Origin of the sequence: Hyphomicrobium sp., from assembly GCF_009026145.1 — a bacterium.
Taxonomy (GTDB): domain Bacteria; phylum Pseudomonadota; class Alphaproteobacteria; order Rhizobiales; family Hyphomicrobiaceae; genus Hyphomicrobium_A.
Genome location: NZ_WBUE01000010.1, coordinates 89,449 through 106,665 on the forward strand (window position 1 = coordinate 89,449; position 17,217 = coordinate 106,665).

General features: G+C 65.7%; 17 protein-coding genes. 8 read left to right on the forward strand and 9 right to left on the reverse strand.

The features are described from left to right. Window positions 1-109 precede the first annotated feature (109 nt). Window positions 110-2,326: a TonB-dependent receptor gene (locus F9K20_RS10190; RefSeq protein WP_291000833.1), complete on the forward strand. Its 2,217-nt coding sequence runs from the start codon at window positions 110-112 to the stop codon at window positions 2,324-2,326. A 258-nt stretch (window positions 2,327-2,584) separates the two neighbouring features. Here the strand turns inward: F9K20_RS10190 and F9K20_RS10195 are convergent, their stop codons facing one another. The 5 genes from F9K20_RS10195 to lgt all read right to left on the reverse strand — a co-directional run bounded on the left by F9K20_RS10195 (window position 2,585) and on the right by lgt (window position 7,850). Next, a complete protein-coding gene (locus F9K20_RS10195) occupies window positions 2,585-3,517 on the reverse strand; it encodes a ribose-phosphate pyrophosphokinase (protein ID WP_291000902.1) in 933 nt (310 codons plus the stop codon). A 158-nt stretch (window positions 3,518-3,675) separates the two neighbouring features. Next, window positions 3,676-4,725: a hypothetical protein gene (locus F9K20_RS10200; RefSeq protein ID WP_291000835.1), complete on the reverse strand. Its 1,050-nt coding sequence runs from the start codon at window positions 4,723-4,725 to the stop codon at window positions 3,676-3,678. A gap of 203 nt (window positions 4,726-4,928) precedes the next feature. Then, the gene (gene pgeF / locus F9K20_RS10205; protein WP_291000837.1) at window positions 4,929-5,702 is read right to left on the reverse strand and encodes a peptidoglycan editing factor PgeF; all 774 of its coding nucleotides are present in this window, start codon (window positions 5,700-5,702) and stop codon (window positions 4,929-4,931) included. Between the two features lie 202 nt (window positions 5,703-5,904). Next, the gene (locus F9K20_RS10210; protein WP_291000840.1) at window positions 5,905-6,999 is read right to left on the reverse strand and encodes an SAM-dependent methyltransferase; all 1,095 of its coding nucleotides are present in this window, start codon (window positions 6,997-6,999) and stop codon (window positions 5,905-5,907) included. Beyond that, window positions 6,996-7,850: a prolipoprotein diacylglyceryl transferase gene (gene lgt, locus F9K20_RS10215; protein WP_291000842.1), complete on the reverse strand. Its 855-nt coding sequence runs from the start codon at window positions 7,848-7,850 to the stop codon at window positions 6,996-6,998. Before lgt ends, F9K20_RS10210 begins: the two co-directional genes overlap by 4 nt. Before the next feature lie 192 nt (window positions 7,851-8,042). Between lgt and F9K20_RS10220 the strand changes: the two genes are divergently transcribed. The 4 genes from F9K20_RS10220 (at window position 8,043) to F9K20_RS10235 (ending at window position 11,028) form a co-directional block, all read left to right on the forward strand. Further along, window positions 8,043-8,306: an accessory factor UbiK family protein gene (locus F9K20_RS10220; RefSeq protein WP_291000844.1), complete on the forward strand. Its 264-nt coding sequence runs from the start codon at window positions 8,043-8,045 to the stop codon at window positions 8,304-8,306. Window positions 8,307-8,485: 179 nt separating this feature from the next. Then, window positions 8,486-8,983, forward strand: coding sequence for a YbjN domain-containing protein (locus F9K20_RS10225; protein WP_291000846.1), 498 nt, complete (start codon window positions 8,486-8,488; stop codon window positions 8,981-8,983). A 44-nt stretch (window positions 8,984-9,027) separates the two neighbouring features. Continuing rightward, on the forward strand, window positions 9,028-9,849 hold the full coding sequence (gene proC, locus F9K20_RS10230) for a pyrroline-5-carboxylate reductase (protein WP_291000848.1): 822 nt from the start codon (window positions 9,028-9,030) through the stop codon (window positions 9,847-9,849). Between the two features lie 489 nt (window positions 9,850-10,338). After that, the gene (locus F9K20_RS10235; RefSeq protein ID WP_291000851.1) at window positions 10,339-11,028 is read left to right on the forward strand and encodes a TetR/AcrR family transcriptional regulator; all 690 of its coding nucleotides are present in this window, start codon (window positions 10,339-10,341) and stop codon (window positions 11,026-11,028) included. A 15-nt stretch (window positions 11,029-11,043) separates the two neighbouring features. Here F9K20_RS10235 and F9K20_RS10240 read toward each other — a convergent pair whose 3' ends face one another. From F9K20_RS10240 to F9K20_RS10250, 3 genes are all read right to left on the reverse strand, one after another. Beyond that, window positions 11,044-12,381 (reverse strand): ATP-binding protein, encoded by a 1,338-nt coding sequence (locus tag F9K20_RS10240; protein WP_291000905.1) that lies wholly within the window; start codon window positions 12,379-12,381, stop codon window positions 11,044-11,046. A 414-nt stretch (window positions 12,382-12,795) separates the two neighbouring features. Beyond that, a complete protein-coding gene (locus F9K20_RS10245; RefSeq protein WP_291000854.1) occupies window positions 12,796-13,506 on the reverse strand; it encodes a response regulator transcription factor in 711 nt (236 codons plus the stop codon). A gap of 31 nt (window positions 13,507-13,537) precedes the next feature. Then, on the reverse strand, window positions 13,538-14,113 hold the full coding sequence (locus F9K20_RS10250; RefSeq protein ID WP_291000857.1) for a MarR family winged helix-turn-helix transcriptional regulator: 576 nt from the start codon (window positions 14,111-14,113) through the stop codon (window positions 13,538-13,540). Window positions 14,114-14,313: 200 nt separating this feature from the next. Here F9K20_RS10250 and F9K20_RS10255 point away from each other — a divergent pair, with 200 nt between their 5' ends. The 3 genes from F9K20_RS10255 (at window position 14,314) to F9K20_RS10265 (ending at window position 16,804) form a co-directional block, all read left to right on the forward strand. Continuing rightward, window positions 14,314-15,207, forward strand: a complete 894-nt coding sequence (locus F9K20_RS10255) for a branched-chain amino acid aminotransferase (protein ID WP_291000860.1) — start codon at window positions 14,314-14,316, stop codon at window positions 15,205-15,207. Window positions 15,208-15,390: 183 nt separating this feature from the next. Continuing rightward, window positions 15,391-15,663 (forward strand): hypothetical protein, encoded by a 273-nt coding sequence (locus F9K20_RS10260; protein ID WP_291000863.1) that lies wholly within the window; start codon window positions 15,391-15,393, stop codon window positions 15,661-15,663. Window positions 15,664-15,760: 97 nt separating this feature from the next. Beyond that, window positions 15,761-16,804: a right-handed parallel beta-helix repeat-containing protein gene (locus F9K20_RS10265; protein WP_291000866.1), complete on the forward strand. Its 1,044-nt coding sequence runs from the start codon at window positions 15,761-15,763 to the stop codon at window positions 16,802-16,804. Window positions 16,805-16,833: 29 nt separating this feature from the next. Here F9K20_RS10265 and F9K20_RS10270 read toward each other — a convergent pair whose 3' ends face one another. Then, on the reverse strand, window positions 16,834-17,073 hold the full coding sequence (locus F9K20_RS10270; RefSeq protein WP_291000868.1) for a hypothetical protein: 240 nt from the start codon (window positions 17,071-17,073) through the stop codon (window positions 16,834-16,836). Window positions 17,074-17,217 lie beyond the last annotated feature (144 nt).

Below are 17,217 nucleotides of genomic sequence, written 5' to 3' on the forward strand. Positions count from 1 at the left end.
TCCCGGTCTCACTCGCGCGGCCCCCGCGCGACCTATGACGCATATCTGGCTTGACCAGGGTTAATAAACGGATATTATAACATCCGTAAAGCGTACAGGGGGCGTAACAGTGAAAGTATGCGTAGCGTTTGGCGTCGCCGCGGCGGCGCTGGTGGTGCATGCCGGGCCGTCCGAAGCACAATCGGCCAACACCGCAAGCGAAACGGTCGAGCTTCCGGCGGTGGTGGTCACCACGGCGAGCCCCGTCGCCAAGCCGAAGAAAGCCAAGCGCAAGGCGCCGCCGGCGTCCCCGCCCGCCGCCGGCGAGGCGGCGGCCGCGCCGGCTCCGATGCCAGAGCTGCAGCCGCTGCCCGGCACCATCGTTGCCGATCAGGCGTTCGTGCCGGTGACGGTCGCCACGGCGCGCGAGATCGAGGCCAACGGCGGCGCCACGATCACCGATACGCTGGAATACAAGCCCGGCATCTCGGGCACCAATTTCGCGCCCGGCGCCAATCGACCGATCATCCGCGGGCTCGACAGCTACCGCATCCGCACACAGGAGAATGGAATCGGTACGCACGACGTGGCCGCGATCTCCGAGGACCACGCCATCCCCATCGATCCCCTGGCGGCGGAGCGCGTCGAGGTCGTGCGCGGGCCCGCGACGCTGCGCTACGGCAGCCAGGCCATCGGGGGCGTCGTCTCGGTCGAGAACGAGCGCATTCCGACGTTCATTCCACGCGGTGGGTTCTCCGGCCGCATCGTTGGCGGCTACTCGTCGGTCGATGATGGTGCCGACGGAGCCATGAGCGCGACGGCCGGCTCCGGCGGATTTGCCATCCACGCCGACGGGTTCAAGCGCGACGCCCACGATTATCAATCGCCGCGCGGAACCGTTCTCAACACCTTCGTCGAAAGCGAGGGCGCCTCTATCGGCGCCTCGCTGATCGGCACTGATGGATTCCTCGGCGTCTCCTACACGCGCTTTGCCAGCCTTTACGGCATCCCCGGCGAGGAAGCGGAGGAAGGTGTCATTCCGCGTATCGACTTGGAGCAGGACAAGGTGCAGGCGAAGGGCGAATGGCGCGTACGCGACAATGGCATCGACGCCATTCGTTTCTGGTTCGGCGCCTCGGATTACGCACACGACGAACTCGCCATCCACGATCCGCTGGTCGACACGGAGTTCGAGGTTGGCTCGCACTTCACCAATCGCGAGCAGGAAGCGCGCGTCGAGGTGCAGCATGCACCGCTGCTGACCGGTCTCGGCGAGCTCTCGGGCGCCGCCGGCATTCACCTCGATAACCGCAAGACGCGCGGCCAGAGCTTCGAGGGGGACTCGCTCCTTGAGCCGGCGCACACGCAAAGCATCGCCGCCTTCTGGTTCGAAGAGCTGGCGCTGAGCTCGCAGCTGCGGGTCCAGGTGGCGACGCGCGTCGAGCAGACCACCGTCGACGGTACCGGCTGGTCGGATGTGTCCAATCCTTTGGCGCCGGTGGCGTTTGCGGGAGAGCGCTCGTTCTTGCCCGTCAGCGGCGGTTTAGGCCTTCTTTATGCTCTGCCCTTCGACGTGGAGGCGCGGCTCAACGGGCAGTACGTGGAACGCGCCCCGGATGCAGCCGAGCTGTTCTCCAAGGGCATGCACGAGGCGACGGGGACGTTCGAGATCGGCAATCCTTTCCTCAACGAGGAAAAGGCATCGACGATCGAAGCCGGCCTGAAGAAAGCGACGGGATCGTTCCGCTTCGACGCGGCCGCCTACTACTCGCGCTATCGCGGCTTCATCTATCGCCAGCTTACCGGCGTCACCTGCGGCACGACCCTCGCCGAGTGCCCGCCGCCGGTCGCCGGGGGTGAGGAGTTCGACCAGGTCTTGTTCCAGCAGCGCGACGCGACCTTCTATGGTGCCGAGCTTGCCGCTCAGTACGACGCGGGCCGCATCTGGGACGGAGTATGGGGGCTAGACGCGCAGTACGACTTCGTGCGCGCCCGCTTCGCGGACGGCGAGAACGTACCGCGCATTCCGCCCCACAGGCTCGGCGGCGGCATCTACTATCACGATGCAAGCTGGCTGGCGCGCGTCGGGCTGTTGCACGCCTTCGAGCAGGACGAGATCGGCATCAACGAGATCCCTACGCCCGGTTACACGCTGGTCAATGCCGAGCTGAGCTATACGACTGAAGTGCGCGCGCCCGACGGCACGGCTTCGCTGGTTACCGTCGGCATCAAGGGCGAGAACCTAGCCGACGAGGAGGTGCTCGACCACACCTCGTTCAAGCGGCGCGAGGAGGTGCTGCAGCCGGGCGCATCCGTGCGTGCCTTCGGCTCGGTGGAGCTGAATTGACGACGAGTAAGTCTTGGCCGATCGGCGCACGGCGCCCATCTGCATCATCCGCACAGTGATCGCTGCGAAGATCACGGCCACTCGAGAAGACGTGACTTCGCGACGATCACTGTCATCCCGAGCAAGCGAGCGTAGCGAGCGCTGACCCGGGATCCAGGAGAGAAGTGCGTAGCTCCTGAGACTCCGACGAGTCTTACGCTGGATCCCGGCTGTGCGGTCGCTGCGCTCCCTTCGCCGGGATGACAGATGTTGGAGGCGTCAGTAGAATAGGCTGGAGACGCTCTCCTCGCGCGCCGTGCGAATGATCGCCTCGCCGATGAGGGGGGCGATCGACAGCACGCGAATGTTCTTGGCGGCGAGCACGGCGGCGGTCGGCTGGATGCTGTCGGTGATCACCAGCGACTTGAGCTTGGAGGCCTGGATGCGGCTCACCGCGCCGCCCGACAACACGCCGTGCGTGATGTAAGCCATGACCTCGACGGCGCCGTGCTTCAACAGTGCCTCGGCGGCGTTCACAAGCGTACCGCCGGAATCGACGATGTCGTCGATGAGGATGCAGCGCATGCCCTTTACGTCGCCGATGACGTGCATGACCTCGGATTCGCCCGGGCGGTCGCGACGCTTGTCGCAGATGGCGATCGGTGCCTCGATGCGCTTGGCGAGCGCGCGGGCACGCACCACGCCGCCGACGTCGGGCGAGACGACCATCAGGTTGTTGCCCTTGTAGTGCTCCTGGATGTCGCGCACCATGACCGGTGCGGCGAACAGGTTGTCGGTCGGGATGTCGAAGAAGCCCTGGATTTGTCCGGCGTGCAGATCGAGCGTCATCACGCGGTCGGCGCCGGCACGCTCGATGAGATTGGCGACCAGCTTGGCGGTGATCGGCGTGCGCGGGCCCGGCTTTCGATCCTGGCGGGCGTAGCCGTAGTAGGGGATAACGGCTGTGATGCGGGCGGCCGAGGCACGCTTCAGCGCGTCGATGAGGATCAACAGCTCCATCAAGTTGTCGTTCGCCGGGAACGAGATGGACTGGATCACGAAGACGTCCTGGCCGCGGACGTTCTCCTGGATCTCGACGAAGATCTCCATGTCGGCAAAGCGCTTCACCTGGCCCTTGGTGGCAGGGACCTTCAGGTGAGCACAGATCGCCTCGGCAAGCGGCCGGTTGGAATTGCCGGCGACGAGCTTCATCGGCGGTAGGCCGCGGCCCTCGGGACGGGGATCGAAGGGCATGTACGCCTCCACAGCCGTTCGCCGGGCGCTTCTAGCAAGAGGGCCCGCACCTGTAAACGGCGGGGCCCTCATATTGAGATCGCTAAGTTGACGCGGCGTGCCTTAGTGTTCGCCGGTCAATTCGAGCTGGTTGTCTGCGTCGGCTGCGGCAGGAGCTTAACAATTCCCTGTGCCGCCGCGGCTGCCGCCGCGTCCGCCGTCTTCCCCCACGAGCCGTCGAGCGAGCCTTGCGGAACCTCGTTCTTCTGCGAAACGGTGCCGAGTTTCTTGCCAGTCGGATCGGTTACGCTCCAGTCGATGGTGATCGACTGCTTGCCGTCCTTGCCGGGGCCCATCGCCACCTTGCCTTCGACGACGTAGGTGTCGGGGGATTGCGACTCGGTGAGCGGCACGCCGCTGCGGCTAAGCTCGCGCTGCAGCGCTGCGCGCAAGGTCGTGCTGCCATCGCCAGGTGCGCCAGTGACCGTCGGCACCAGGGCCTTGACCGCACCGGTCTTGCCGATGCTGCCGGTAACCGTCGATTTCGCCGGCGTGGGCGAAGTGTAGGCGCCCGGCGTGGTGGCGGCCGTCTGCACGAGGCCGCCAGCGGTGCCGCTGCTGGCAACCGCGGCGCCCGGCATCCAGCCGGTGACCGAGGTGACTGTCTTGGCTGCGATGGACTGCACGACCGTCGGCGTGACGGCCGTCCATGGATCCTTGCTCTTGCCCGCCGGTGCCGTCTCCTCGCCGCTGACGCGGTGGACACCCTTGCCACTCGCGTCAGTGACGTCCCAGATGTAGGACACCTTCGACTTGTTGCCCTTCTTTTCCAGCGACGAGACGACGTAGCCGCGGAGCGTGTACTCCGCCTTCTCGTCGGGAGCCTTGGCAACGCGGATGTTCTGTCGCTCGAGGTCGGCGATCAGCTGGTTGCGCAGCTCGCCTGACACGTTCTCGGGCGGACCGATGACGGGGGCGATGGCGAACTGTGCGCTGCGCGCCGCGGCCATGGGCGGCGGACTCGCAACCGATGCCGTCGGCGCATCACCGCCCGACGAGCTGAATAGCGAAGTGAGCGAATTGGCGGTCTCGCATCCAGCCAGTCCGAAGGCCAGGAAGCCTGCGAACAGTGCGAATGCTATTGGCTTCTTTTTTTGCCAAGCCGCAGCAGCATCAAAGGTCGTCACGGCGACGCTCCCCCGTTGAGTACCCGCTGTTTCTTCCGGCGGCCGGCGTACGAACCTTGCGGCCTTACTCTCCTTAATGACCGGTACCTCTCTAAGAATCGTCTAACCAGTCATCTTCGCCGCGTCCAGATCGAATCCGAGCATCCGCGCCTCGGATGGTAATTCCCCGAGAGAAACGCAGGACGCCATTGTGGATTGTGCAATTAGGCCACGACAATGGCGGAGATTTGGCGGCCGTAATCCCCCTCTGAACGGTGCTGCGAGCGCCGGAAACTGAAAAAAAGCGATTCGTTCGCGTACGTGCACGGGCTCTGCCTCTCAACCACGCCGAGACCGCAGTCCTGCAACCTCCTGGCCACGAACCCCGGTAGATCGAAATGTGCCCGTCCGCTGGGATTATTGCGAGCGAGAAACATTTCGTTGTCAGCGCAACTTTCAAGCAAGGTTGCTTCGAAGTCTGGCCCCACCTCGTATGAGACTTGGTTAATGGCCGGCCCAATCGCCGCAATAATGCGATTTCGCTTGGCGCCGAGATTCTCCATTTCAGCGACCGTCGCCTCGAGAACGCCGCCGATGGCACCGCGCCAGCCGGCGTGCGCCGCACCGACGATGCGCGCCTCGGGGTCGGCGAACAGCACCGGTGCGCAGTCGGCGGTGAGGACACCGATGACCAGCCCGGGGGTACGGGCGACGATGCCGTCGGCCTTGGGACGGGCATCGGCGGCAACCGGGCCGGTCAGCGCCACGGCGTCGCCGCTGTGCACCTGATAGATGGTGGCGACGTCGGGATGGCGCCCGCCAAGGTGGCGGGCAACGCGGCCGCGGTTCTCGGCCACGTTGGCCGGCACGTCGGCGGAGCCGGGTCCGCAGTTGAGGCTGGCATACAGTCCCTGCGAGACGCCGCCGAGGCGGGTGAAGAACCCGTGGCGAATGCCGGGCAGGCGAGAAAGGGACGCGGCTTCGATCGGTTGCAGCATGGGGTGAGGACTAAGTTGCACGGCCGCTCATGTCCACCGCGGCAAGTGTCCCGATTCCGAAGTTCGCCGGAGCTCTCGGTAGGGGTCGGGAGCGAACGTCTGAATCATAATGGACACTTAGAATCATGGACTTGCTGGTTTGATTCAGATCGAGAAATTCGCTCGATACCACCACGTCTGATGATCGCGAATTTCTCGATCATCACACCAGTGCTGGTAGCGCAGGAGTGTCAACGCTACGTATCCCGATGGCCTGAAAGCGCGTGCCCATGCCCCCCGGTGCCATGAGGCGAGCGACCGACGCCTCGATCTGCGCCGCCTTGGCCGGATTGGCGGCCATCAACCGGGAGGCGCGCTCGACGATGCCGAGCCGGCCCAGGAACTCGCCCTGTGGCAGCGGGCCGTCGCAGGCTAAGCCCGCGGCACGCATGGCGGTGACCAAGGCCGCGAAATCGACCTGCGCGGTGAGGTCGGCCTCGCCCGGCGCCTGCAAGGGATCGGTGTAGCGGTGCGCCGCTATCGCCTGGAGTGTATCGCCGTAGCCGGCTCGTGTGTGCCCGTAATCGATGAACAGCGCGGCGCAGGGCGATCCGAGCCTCGCCAGTCTGCCGGCGAGGTCGGCCAGGGCAAGAGCGCGCGATTCATAGATGTCGCCCTCGCGCGGCGTCCCGATATCCGCAGGAAGGGGAGGCTCGACGCCCGCCTTCCCGTCCACGAAAGCAAGAGCCCCGGCAGCGTTGAGGCCAACGCAGCGCTCGTGCCAGGCGCCGCCGTGAAAGACCCACTGCTGCAGCGGCAGCGTATCGAGGAACTCGTTGGCGATGAGGATGACGGGCCCTGTTCCCGCTGCGATCTCGTCGGACCAGCGGGTTGGGACCTCCTCGCTGCCAAGCGTCGCGCGCTGGATCAGTTCGAGCGCCGCGTTGCTTTCGATGAGCTCGACATCGAGGGCGGCGCGGAAGGCCGGCACGAGGCGCGCCGCGCGCAGCGCATCGCGCATCAGAGTGCCGCGACCCGGGCCGAGCTCGAGGAACCGCAGAGCAGGCGGCGATCCCATGCTCTGCCATACGATGGCGGACCACAGCCCGATCAGCTCGCCGAACACCTGGCTGATCTCCGGCGCGGTGATGAAGTCGCCGCTGCGGCCGATGGCGATCTGCCGGCGGTAGTAGCCATGCTCGGGATCTTGTAGGCAGGCCTCAATGTAGTCGGCGACGCTGAGCGACCCCTGTTGCGCTATGCGCTGGGCGAGCTGCCGCGCCAGCGGCGTGGCAACGCGCTGGCCGCCGCCACTCACTTTAGTTCGCGTGTGCGCGCCAGATAGATGATGGCGAGGCCGGCGAGCAGCATGGGAATGGAGTAGGCGATGCCGGCGGTGAGCGGGCCGACGTTAAAGGCATGCGCGAAGTGTGGCTCGCGGAACAGCTCCGACGTCGAGCGCGCCAGCGCATAGCCGGCGAGGAACACACCGCTGACCACGCCGGGGCGCTTCAGCGCCTCGAAGTAGTGCGTCAGTAAGCGCAATACGAGGAACAGCAACAGACCCTCGAGCGCCGCCTCGTAAAGCTGGCTGGGGTGGCGGGGCGCCGGCTCGACGTTGGGATAGTGCAGCGCCGCCTCGGGAAACACCATGCCCCAGGGCAGCGTGGTGGGGCGCCCGAACAGCTCGCCGTTGATGAAATTGGCCAGGCGCCCGAAGAACAGGCCGATCGGCACCGCGGCGGTGACGAGATCGCCGGTGCTCCACGGATTGACGCCGTTGCGTCGCCCGAAGGCCCAGATGGCGATGATGCAGCCGACGAGCGCGCCGTGGAATGCCATGCCGCCTTTCCATACGGCGATGATGTCCTGCGGATTGGCAAGGTAGTAACGCGGCTCATAGAAGATGACGAAGCCGAGGCGGCCGCCGAGCACGACGCCGGCGGTGATGTACAGCAGAAGGTCATCGACCTTGGCCGGCTCGAAGGGCGGCGTGTCGCCCGCCCACAGGTAAGGCTCGGTGAGCAGCCGGCGGATGTAGAGCCAGCCGAGCAGCAGCCCGGCGAGGTAAGCGAGGCCGTACCACTTGATGGCCACCGGACCGATCTGCAAGGCGACCGGGTCGATGTTGGGAAACGGAATGGCCCACAGGCTGGTCAGCAGGTTCATGGAATGCTTCGGGCCGGCTCTGCGGCCTCTCCTATGGGCTCAACTTACGATCGGGCAAACAGGCGCCGCACGATTTCGGCAGGCGCGCTGCGCTGTCAAGGGCCGCGCGTGTCTTGAATGGGTCCGCGCGCCCGCCCATAGTCGGCAGCCGAAGCGCGTGTTGCATGCCGTGCAGCTCCCCGGAGATAGGCCATGACCCAGACGACCAATCGCTTCCTCGACGAGTTTGCCAAGCTGATGACAGATGCCGCCGGCGCGGCCGATGGCCTCAGGAAGGAGGCCGAGCAGCTCTTCAAATCGCAGGGCGAGCGATTTCTCCGCGATATGGATGTGGTGCGCCGCGAGGAATTCGAGGCGGTGAAGGCGATGGCCGAGAAGGCGCGCGCCGAGAACGAGCGACTCGAAGCGCGCATCGCTGCACTGGAGAAGCAACTCGCGCGCAGCGGCACCGAGTGAGCCGCATACGGTCGTCTACGGGTACATTGGCCGTGGACAATGCGGGCCCGAACTTGCGACTCGCACCACCCTCTGTTTTCGTCGCCCCCGGTCGGATGAGTGCGTCGCTCTGTGATGTCGCGTAGCTTTGTATCGACTACGAAAAACAAGAACGCGAGACATAGAGGGATCCACGAAGCATGTCGGCTGAACACGTCGGCTACGGCCGGGTGACGAACCCCATAGATCTCATCGAGCGGCTGGCAGCCGCGCATGACTGGACATGCGACCGCACCAACGACGACGAGCTGACGCTCGTCATCGCCGGCACGTGGACGGACTATCACGTCTCGCTCAATTGGCGCGACGACCTCGAGGCCCTGCACCTCGCCTGTGCCTTCGACTTCCGTGTGCCGGAGAACCGCCTCGCCGAAATGTACAAGCTCGTGGCGCAGATCAATGAGCAGCTGTGGCTCGGGCACTTCGACCTGTGGACCCAGGAAGGGCTGGTGATGTTCCGCCACGCACTGCTGCTCAACGGCTCGGTGGCGACCTCGCGTCAGTGCGAAGCCATGCTGCATGCCGCGCTCGAAGGCTGCGAACGCTACTATCAGGCCTTCCAGTTCGTCGTCTGGGCGGGTAAGCAGAGCCGCGAGGCGCTCGTCTCGACCATGTTCGAGACCGAGGGCCAGGCCTAATCCGCGGGCGCCAAGAGACGCCCGTCAGTACCGGGGCGCGCCTTATGAGTTTGACTGTGCAGGGGCCGCTGCTGCTGGCCGGCGCCGGCAAGATGGGTGGAGCGATCCTCAAAGGGTTGCTCGCCCGCGGTCTCGATGCCCGCTCCGTCATCGTGCAGGACCCCGACCCAGCCCCCGCCGTCGCTGATCTCTTGGCCGACAACGGCATCGGCGTTCTGCCCTTCATCGACGAGCTGACGCAGCCGCCGGGCGTCATCCTTATCGCCATCAAGCCGCAGATCGTGGAGGACGTGTTGCCGGGGCTGGCGAAGCTCGCCGGACCGCAGACGCTCATCCTTTCGATCGCCGCCGGTCGACGGCTGGCAACGTTCGAAAGATATCTGCCGCGCGCCGCCGTAGTGCGCGCCATGCCCAACACGCCGGCTGCCATTGGGCGCGGCACCACGGTGGCGGTGGCCAACGCCCACGTGACACCGGTGCAGCGCGCGCTCGCCAACGACCTCTTGTCGGCGGTGGGCGAGGTGCTGTGGGTCGATGACGAGAGGCTGCTCGACCCGGTCACGGCGGTATCCGGCTCGGGCCCTGCCTACGTATTCCTGCTCGCCGAATGCCTCGCCGAGGCTGGGCGGGCGGCGGGGCTCGATGCCAAGCTCGCCGAGCGGCTGGCGCGCTCGACCATCGCCGGCTCGGGAGCGCTGCTCGAAGCCTCGGACCTCTCCGCCGCGGAGCTGCGCCGCAACGTGACCTCGCCCGGCGGCACGACGGCGGCGGCGCTGGAGGTACTCGGCGGCGAGGACGGGCTGCAGAAGCTGATGACGGCGGCCGTGGCGGCGGCAACGAAACGCGGCCGCGACTTGGCGAAATGAGCGGGAGAGCTCGGGTGCCAATGCGCGGCCGCGTCTCTTGCGTTGCCTGAGCGGGCGTTAGCCCCGGCGGGCCCAGACAATTTGGTGGGCGGTGGCACCAAGGGCCTAGAGACCAAGGAGGATAGGTCCCCGAGCCGATTGCGCGTACGGCGCCTTCCGCGTCTCACCGTGGGTACGGTTATGATATACTGTTACACATCTGGCAAGCGCAACAATGTCGCGCTCACGAGAACGTGTGCGTGCAGGATTTTTTCCCTGGTCAGGCCGGGACTTACGCCTGATCCCACGCCTTATGACCGGAGCGTGCCGTCCGCTTGCCCCGGCGTGAGAAGCAATTGCTGCGCGGGATCGCCCACCGGCGGTCGGGTGGAGTGCGTCTGGTCGATGGAGCCTCGGGACAAGCCCGAGGATGACATTTGTCGCGCTGGTCACCTTCAGTTCGGCGCGCGCGGTGCTTACGTCCTGGATATCGCAACACGGGAGCAGGCCATGCTGGATCAGTTGACCATCAGGGGACGGCTCGTTGCAGCCGCCATGAAGCTCGCCGCTGAACGCCCGTGGCGCGAGGTGACGCTGGCGAGCATCGCCGAGGCAGCTGGCATCAGCCTCGTCGACGTGCGCAATGAGTTCGATAGCAAGGGTGAGGTGCTGGCTGCGTTCGTGCGCATGGTCGACGATGCCGTGCTGGCGCGCGCGCCGCAGCGGTCGGGCACGCAGTCGGCGCGTGATGCGCTGTTCGAGGTCGTCATGAGCCGCTTCGATGTGCTCGCCGCGTACAAGCCGGCACTGAAATCGATCGCGGCCGCCTGGCCGCTGGAACCTTCGCTCGTATGTGCAGTCGGTCAATCGCAGGCTTGGATGCTGCGCGCTGCCGGCATTCGCGCCGAAGGACCCGAGGGGCAGTTGCGCACCGTCGGTCTCGGTACGGTTTACGCGTCGGTGTACCGCACGTGGCTGAGCGACGACGACCCGGGTCTCGCCAAGACCATGGCGGCGCTCGATCGGCGGCTTCGGCGTGGTGAGCGCATGCTGGAGTCGATCGATGGCGTGGTATCGCGGCTGTGCGGCTTCGCCAAATCGTGTTGCGACACGGCGCGCAAGCCGGCTCAGCGGCAGCCGCCGGGTGCCGAAGCGCCCGCCGGCCCGACCCCGGCAGCGCCGCCCGGCGCCACGTCGTGATCACAGCACCATTTCCTATAGTGGCACCGAGATGATGGCGCGCAATCCGCCCATCGAGCTTTCGCCGAGCGTGATGTCGCCGCCGTGGCTCTTGGCGATGTCGCGCGCGATGGCAAGGCCGAGACCAGTGTTGCCCTCGTCCTGATTGCGCGCGTGGTCGAGGCGGTAGAAGGGCCGGAACACGTTGGCGCGTTCCGCTTCGGGGATGCCGGGGCCGTTGTCGTCGACCTCGATGCGCACCCACTGGCCTTCGACGGCGCCGCGGATGATCACCTGATCGCCGAAGCGCACGGCGTTGGAGACGAGATTGGTTATGGCGCGCTTGAACGCCTGCCGCTTCAGGGGCAGCACCAGCTCCTCACGCCGCTTGCGCAGCTTCAGCTCGATCGGCGTGCCGTAATACTGCGCTTCATCGTGCACCTCCTGCAGCAGCTCGCGCAGGTTGGTCGGCGCCGATTCTTCGCCGCCGTCACCCTTGGCGAAGGCGAGGTAATCTTCGAGCATATCCTGCATCTCGCGCACGTCCGCCTGCAGCGACTGCGCCTCGGGCGTATCGCCGAGCAGCGCCAGCTCCAGCTTGAAGCGCGTGAGGATGGTGCGCAGGTCGTGGCTGACGCCGGCGAGCATGGTGGTGCGCTGTTCGACGTGCGTGGTGATGCGGTCGCGCATCTCCAGGAAGGCGACGGCGGCCTGGCGTACCTCGCGCGCGCCGCGCGGGCGGAAGTCGTCCGGCACCTTGCGGCCTTTGCCGAAGGCGTCGGCGGCTTCGGCGAGGCGCAGGATCGGCCGGATCTGGTTGCGCAAAAAGAGGATGGCGACGGTGAGCAGGATCACCGAGGAGCCGATCATCCACAACAGGAAGATGTGCGAGTTCGAGGCGTACGTCTGCGAGCGCGTGGCGACGAAGCGCAGGATGGCGTTGTCGAGCTTGACGCGGATCTCCACGTGGCGTGACTGGCCGACCGTATCGATCCAAAACGGCCGCTGCACCTGGCGGCGGATCTCGACCGACAAGGCGCGGTCGAGCAGCGCGAAGAACGGCTTGGGGCGCGGCGCGGGCAGATCGCCGGGAGGCAGCACCTGCATCGACAGGTTGAGCCGGTCGCGCGCCATCTCGATGAGCTGGCTGTACTCGTCCTTCTTCGGATACTCCTCGTAGATGTCGATGACGGCGGCGATGTCGCGCGCGGTAGCCTCCGACAGGCGCCGCGTCACCGCCTGCCAATGGCGCTCCATGAACACGAAGGCGACGACGCCCTCGAGCACCACGATCGGCGCGATGATGATGATGAGCGCGCGCGCATAAAGTCCCTTGGGCAGCACATCTGAGAGCCAGCTGCCGATGACTTGCATATTGCGGTTGTGCGTCTTGGCGAACCAGGCGCCGAAGGCGCGCAGCCAGGGCGGCGCCGGCGGCAGGTGCCGCCACAGCTTGCGCAGCGGGGCCGGGACGTAGAAGTCGCTGCGGCGAGGCAGGCGCCAGTCACGCCAGTCAGGAAGGCGGACACGGCGCAGCGGCTGCCACAGCCCATGCCATGACAGAAACGAACGGCGCTCCGGCTCGTCGCCTCTGGCGAGCATCAACCGACCTCGATACTCGGCGGACTAGTGTGATGATCGAGAAATTCACCGCCATCGGCGGCAAGGTATGGAGCGAATTTCACGATCTGAATCACACTAGCGGGTCTATGATTCTGGTGTCCCCAATGATTCCGAAGTTCGCTCTCGGCCCAGCAGCGAAGTTTGGCGAACTTCGGAATCGGGACACTAGTCCGAATAGAGAATATACCCTTTGCCCCGCACTGTCTGGAGGTACACGGGATTGGAGGGATCGGTCTCGATCTTCCGCCGCAGACGGTTGATTTGCACGTCGATGGCGCGGTCGCTGCCGGTGGAATCCTCCGGGGCGAGTTCGTGGCGCGGGATGGGCATCCCGATGCGCTGGGCGAACATGCGCAGCAGGTCGCGCTCGCGCTCGGTAAGCTTGATCGTCTCCTCGTTGTGCTTCAGCTCGCCGCGCGAGACGTGGAACACGTGGTTGCCCATGCGGATCTCCTCGCTCGGGCCGGAGCCGCCGGCGGCGCGGCGCAGGATGTTGCGCAGGCGCAGGAGCAATTCGCGTGGCTCGAAGGGTTTGGGCAGATAGTCGTCGACGCCGGCCTCGAGTCCCTCGATGCGATGCTCGGGCTCGGAGCGGGCGGTAAGCATGCAGATGGGGACTGAGCGCGTCGCCTTCAGCTCGCGCGCGAGGTCGAGGCCATTCTCGCCGGGCATCATCACGTCGAGCAGCACGGCGTCGAACTCGAGCCCGCGCATGCCGGCGCGCGCGCTAGCGGCGTCCTGCGCCGTCGTCACGCGGAAGCCCTGCTCCGACAGGTAGCGGCCGAGCAGGTCGCGGATCTTCTGATCGTCGTCGACGATGAGCACGTGCGGAGCGTTGTCGGGCAGTGGTGCGCTCGCGACCTTTGCAGATCTCATGTTCGCCCCTCGTCTGAGAGTCCTCGCACCTTCAGGTGCGCGTGCCGGATGCAAGCTTTACCAGCGCCTCCACGCGCGGGCGATCCGACTCCGTAATCATGGCAAAAAGGAAGCGGCGTGCAAACTCGGCGGCTCCCGGACCTGCCTTGGCGAGGGCCGCCTCGATGTGCTGGATTTGCTGGGCCGACAGCTTCTCGGCGAGGCGCCCACCCTTGGCCGTCACGAACAGGCGCCGCTCGCGCCGGTCGTCGTTGCCGGCGCGCTGCATAATGAAGCCTTTATCGATGAGCTGCTTTAGGACTCGGGCAAGGCTCTGCTTGGTGATTTTGAGGATGTCGAGAAGGTCGGCGACGCGCAGGCCGGGATTGCGGTGCACGAAGTGCAGCACGCGGTGATGGGCGCGCCCGAAGCCGTATTCCTCGAGCACGGCATCGGGCCCCCCGGTGAAGTCGCGATAGGCGAAGAACAACAGCTCGACGCAGGCGACGAGGTCGCACGGCGAGGCTCCCTCCTGGGGGCCGCGCGTTGCTCCGTTGACGGTGGATTGCGCGGCGGTCGGGCGCGACATGCGGCGAGCCGCAACGCTGTCGGACGTTATGTCAGTCATGTTGACTTATTTGGCCTCGATTGTTAGTCATGGCAAGTCATTTTGCGCAGGCGATCGGTGCCTTCGCACGAGCAGCAAACAGCTCGCGCGAAGTGCGCGGGGGCGGTCTGGACCACCAGCAGCGTTGCCCATTAGCAGGCTCGTCACCGAGCTAGCTTAAGTAGCGATCTTGGCGCGAAAGTCTACGGAGAGAAAAACGCATGTCCGGGCCAGCCCCCTTTCACGATCGTGACGGCCTTATCTGGTTCGACGGCGAAATGGTCCCCTGGCGCGAGGCGAAGATCCACGTCCTCACGCACGCGCTGCACTACGGTAGCGGCGTGTTCGAGGGCCTGCGCGCCTACGGTGGCGCCATCTTCAAGCTCTCCGAGCATTCGCAGCGTCTCCTCGACAGCGCCAAGGCGCTCGATTTCGAGGTGCCCTATAGCGCTGCCGAGATCGATCAGATCTGCCGCGACGTGGTCGAGGCCAACAAGCTTTCCGACTGCTACATCCGCCCGATCGCCTGGCGCGGCTCAGAGCAGATCGGCGTTTCTGCGCAGGCGACCAAGATTCATCTCGCAGTCGCAGCATGGGAGTGGGGCTCCTACTTCCCGCTCGAGCAGCGGCTCAAGGGCATCCGGCTGACGATGGCCAAGTATCGCCGACCCGACCCTATGACGGCACCATCGAAGAGCAAGGCCGCCGGCCTCTATATGATCTGCACGGTTGAGAAGCACCGCGCCGAGCGCGCCGGCTATGCCGACGCGCTGATGCTCGACTGGCGCGGCCGCATCGCCGAATGTACCGGCGCCAACATCTTCCTCATCAAGGACGGCGTCATTCACACCCCTGACCCGGACTGCTTCCTCGACGGTATCACGCGCCGCACGGTCATCGAGCTCGCCAAGAAGCGCGGCTATCAGGTGATCGAGCGGGCGATCATGCCGGAGGAGCTGAAGGACTTCACCGAGGTGTTCGTCACCGGCACGGCGGCCGAGGTGACGCCGGTGTCGGAGATCGGCGAGCACAAGTTCAAGCCCGGGCAGATCACCGAGAACCTGCTCAACGACTACATGGCCTACGTGCAACCCTCGCGCAAAGCCGCAGAGTAAATCCACAGGTCGAGAGGCAGCGGCGGGCCGCGCACCGGCCCGCCGCGCAAGGCGCCACTATGCAAGGCGTGGCCACAACGGCACACCCGTGCGCGGGACGTGCACTCAGATTTCGCCATTTGGTTGCCACCGCGGCCGGCCTCCAGCACACTGTGCGGGGTTGAGGTGCATCGGGACATTCAGATGCAGCGCTTGGCTATCTCTGCGATGGTGTTGGCCGCGGCAATCGCCATGGCCCCGGGCTTCGCGTGCGCCCAGGAAGGGCCGGGCGGTCTCATCAATCCGCAGCGCGACTGCCAGACAGTTCTCACCTGCAACTTCCGCCGGGGTGGCTCCTACCGCGGCTGCCTGTCGAGCTACAGCTGCCGTGTGTGCCGCTTCGTTCGCGTCTCGTGCAAGGGCGTCCGCGGCGGGACGTGCCAGAGGCTGCGCTGCGGCTGGGGCGGCGTCAGCTGATCGACGTTGCCGACGCCTCGCCGACACAATTCCGCGTGCATTTTGTCGTCGCGCCGGCGTATGGCCGGAGAGCTGAGGACATCGGCTGCAAAGCTGCATGACGTGGTCGCACGTGGCCAGTGAACGAGCACCCGCCCGGCAGGCCCTCTTCGCCGTCACGCTGAGCGCTGCCTGCCTGCTGGCATGCACAGCGTCGGCGCAGCCAGTCGTTGACGGCTGCGCCAAGGCGCCCGCCTCGCCGCTCGTTGTCAATGTCAGGGACAAGGGCGTGCGCGGCGACGGGCGCACCGACGATACGGAGGCATTCCAGGCCGCCATCAACGAAGTTGCCGGGACCGGAGGCACGCTCTTCGTGCCGGATGGCACGTACATGCTCGATGCCACCAGGCAGCCTCGCCTCTCGCTGGGGCGCGACATGACGCTGAGGTTGTCGCCCGGTGCAACCCTCAAGGTCATCCCCAACAGCGCGACGCATCACGACCTGCTGACGATCTCCGGCGTCTCCAACGTCATCGTGGAAGGGGGAACGCTCGAAGGTGACCGGGAGCGGCATCTGGAAAAGCGCGGCGAGTCCGGCTACGGCATCCACATTCGCGATGGCGCCGCGCACGTGACGATCAGAAGCGTGACCTCGAAGAAAATGTGGGGCGACGGCTTCTTCGTCGACAACGCGAAGGACGTCAGCTTCTGCGGGGTCACCGCCGACTACAACCGCCGTCAGGGACTATCGGTGATCGAGGCCGATGGGCTCTTGGTCGCCAATTCGGTATTTTCCAACACGCGAGGCACGGCACCGATGGCCGGCATCGACCTGGAGCCCAACCTGGACGAGGAGCTGATCAAGAATGTCCGCATCGTGAGCTCGAAATTTCTCAACAACCGCGGAGCGGGGGTGCTGATCGCGGGGAGGAAGGGCACGCGGAATATTTCCGACGTCGAGATCTCCCGCAATCTCTTCACCGGGGTGCTGCCGATAAAGATCAAGTATGCGCCTGGGGTTCTCGATACAGCCATCTGCCGGAATCGGCAGATCGCGCCCCGCACCGAACCCACGGGTGGACTTTCGGCGTTCGCGGAGCCGGCGGAGCAGGTTGTCTTGCAGAGCGAGTGCGGCGATCCGCGGCTGCAGATCCGCCGCTAGGCTCCTTTGCCAGGAAGGGGCCTACGTCCTCAAATCCGCGCCACTAGGGCGTGGAAGACGGTGGCGCAGAAGACTGCGACGGCGGTGCCGAAGGTCATGAGTGCGAGGGGACCCGGCGCATAGCCGGTGGCCCCGCCGATGCCGGCGGCGAGTGCGGTCCAGAACAGCGCCGGAAACAGCGAGACGATCAGCAGGCCGGCGAGATGAAACGCAGCGTCATCGTGGGCCCGGGTGCGGGCGATGGCCTTGGCGTTCGCGGCGAGCTGCATGGGTCCAACTCCGAGCGTGCGGATCTGATACGGCGAGGCTAGGCGGCGACCCTAAACGAGACACTAACGCTTCGATAGCGCGCAAAGTTGGGCCCAATCAGTGTTAATCGGCGGTGAGAAATTGTTCGCTCTGGAACAACAAAG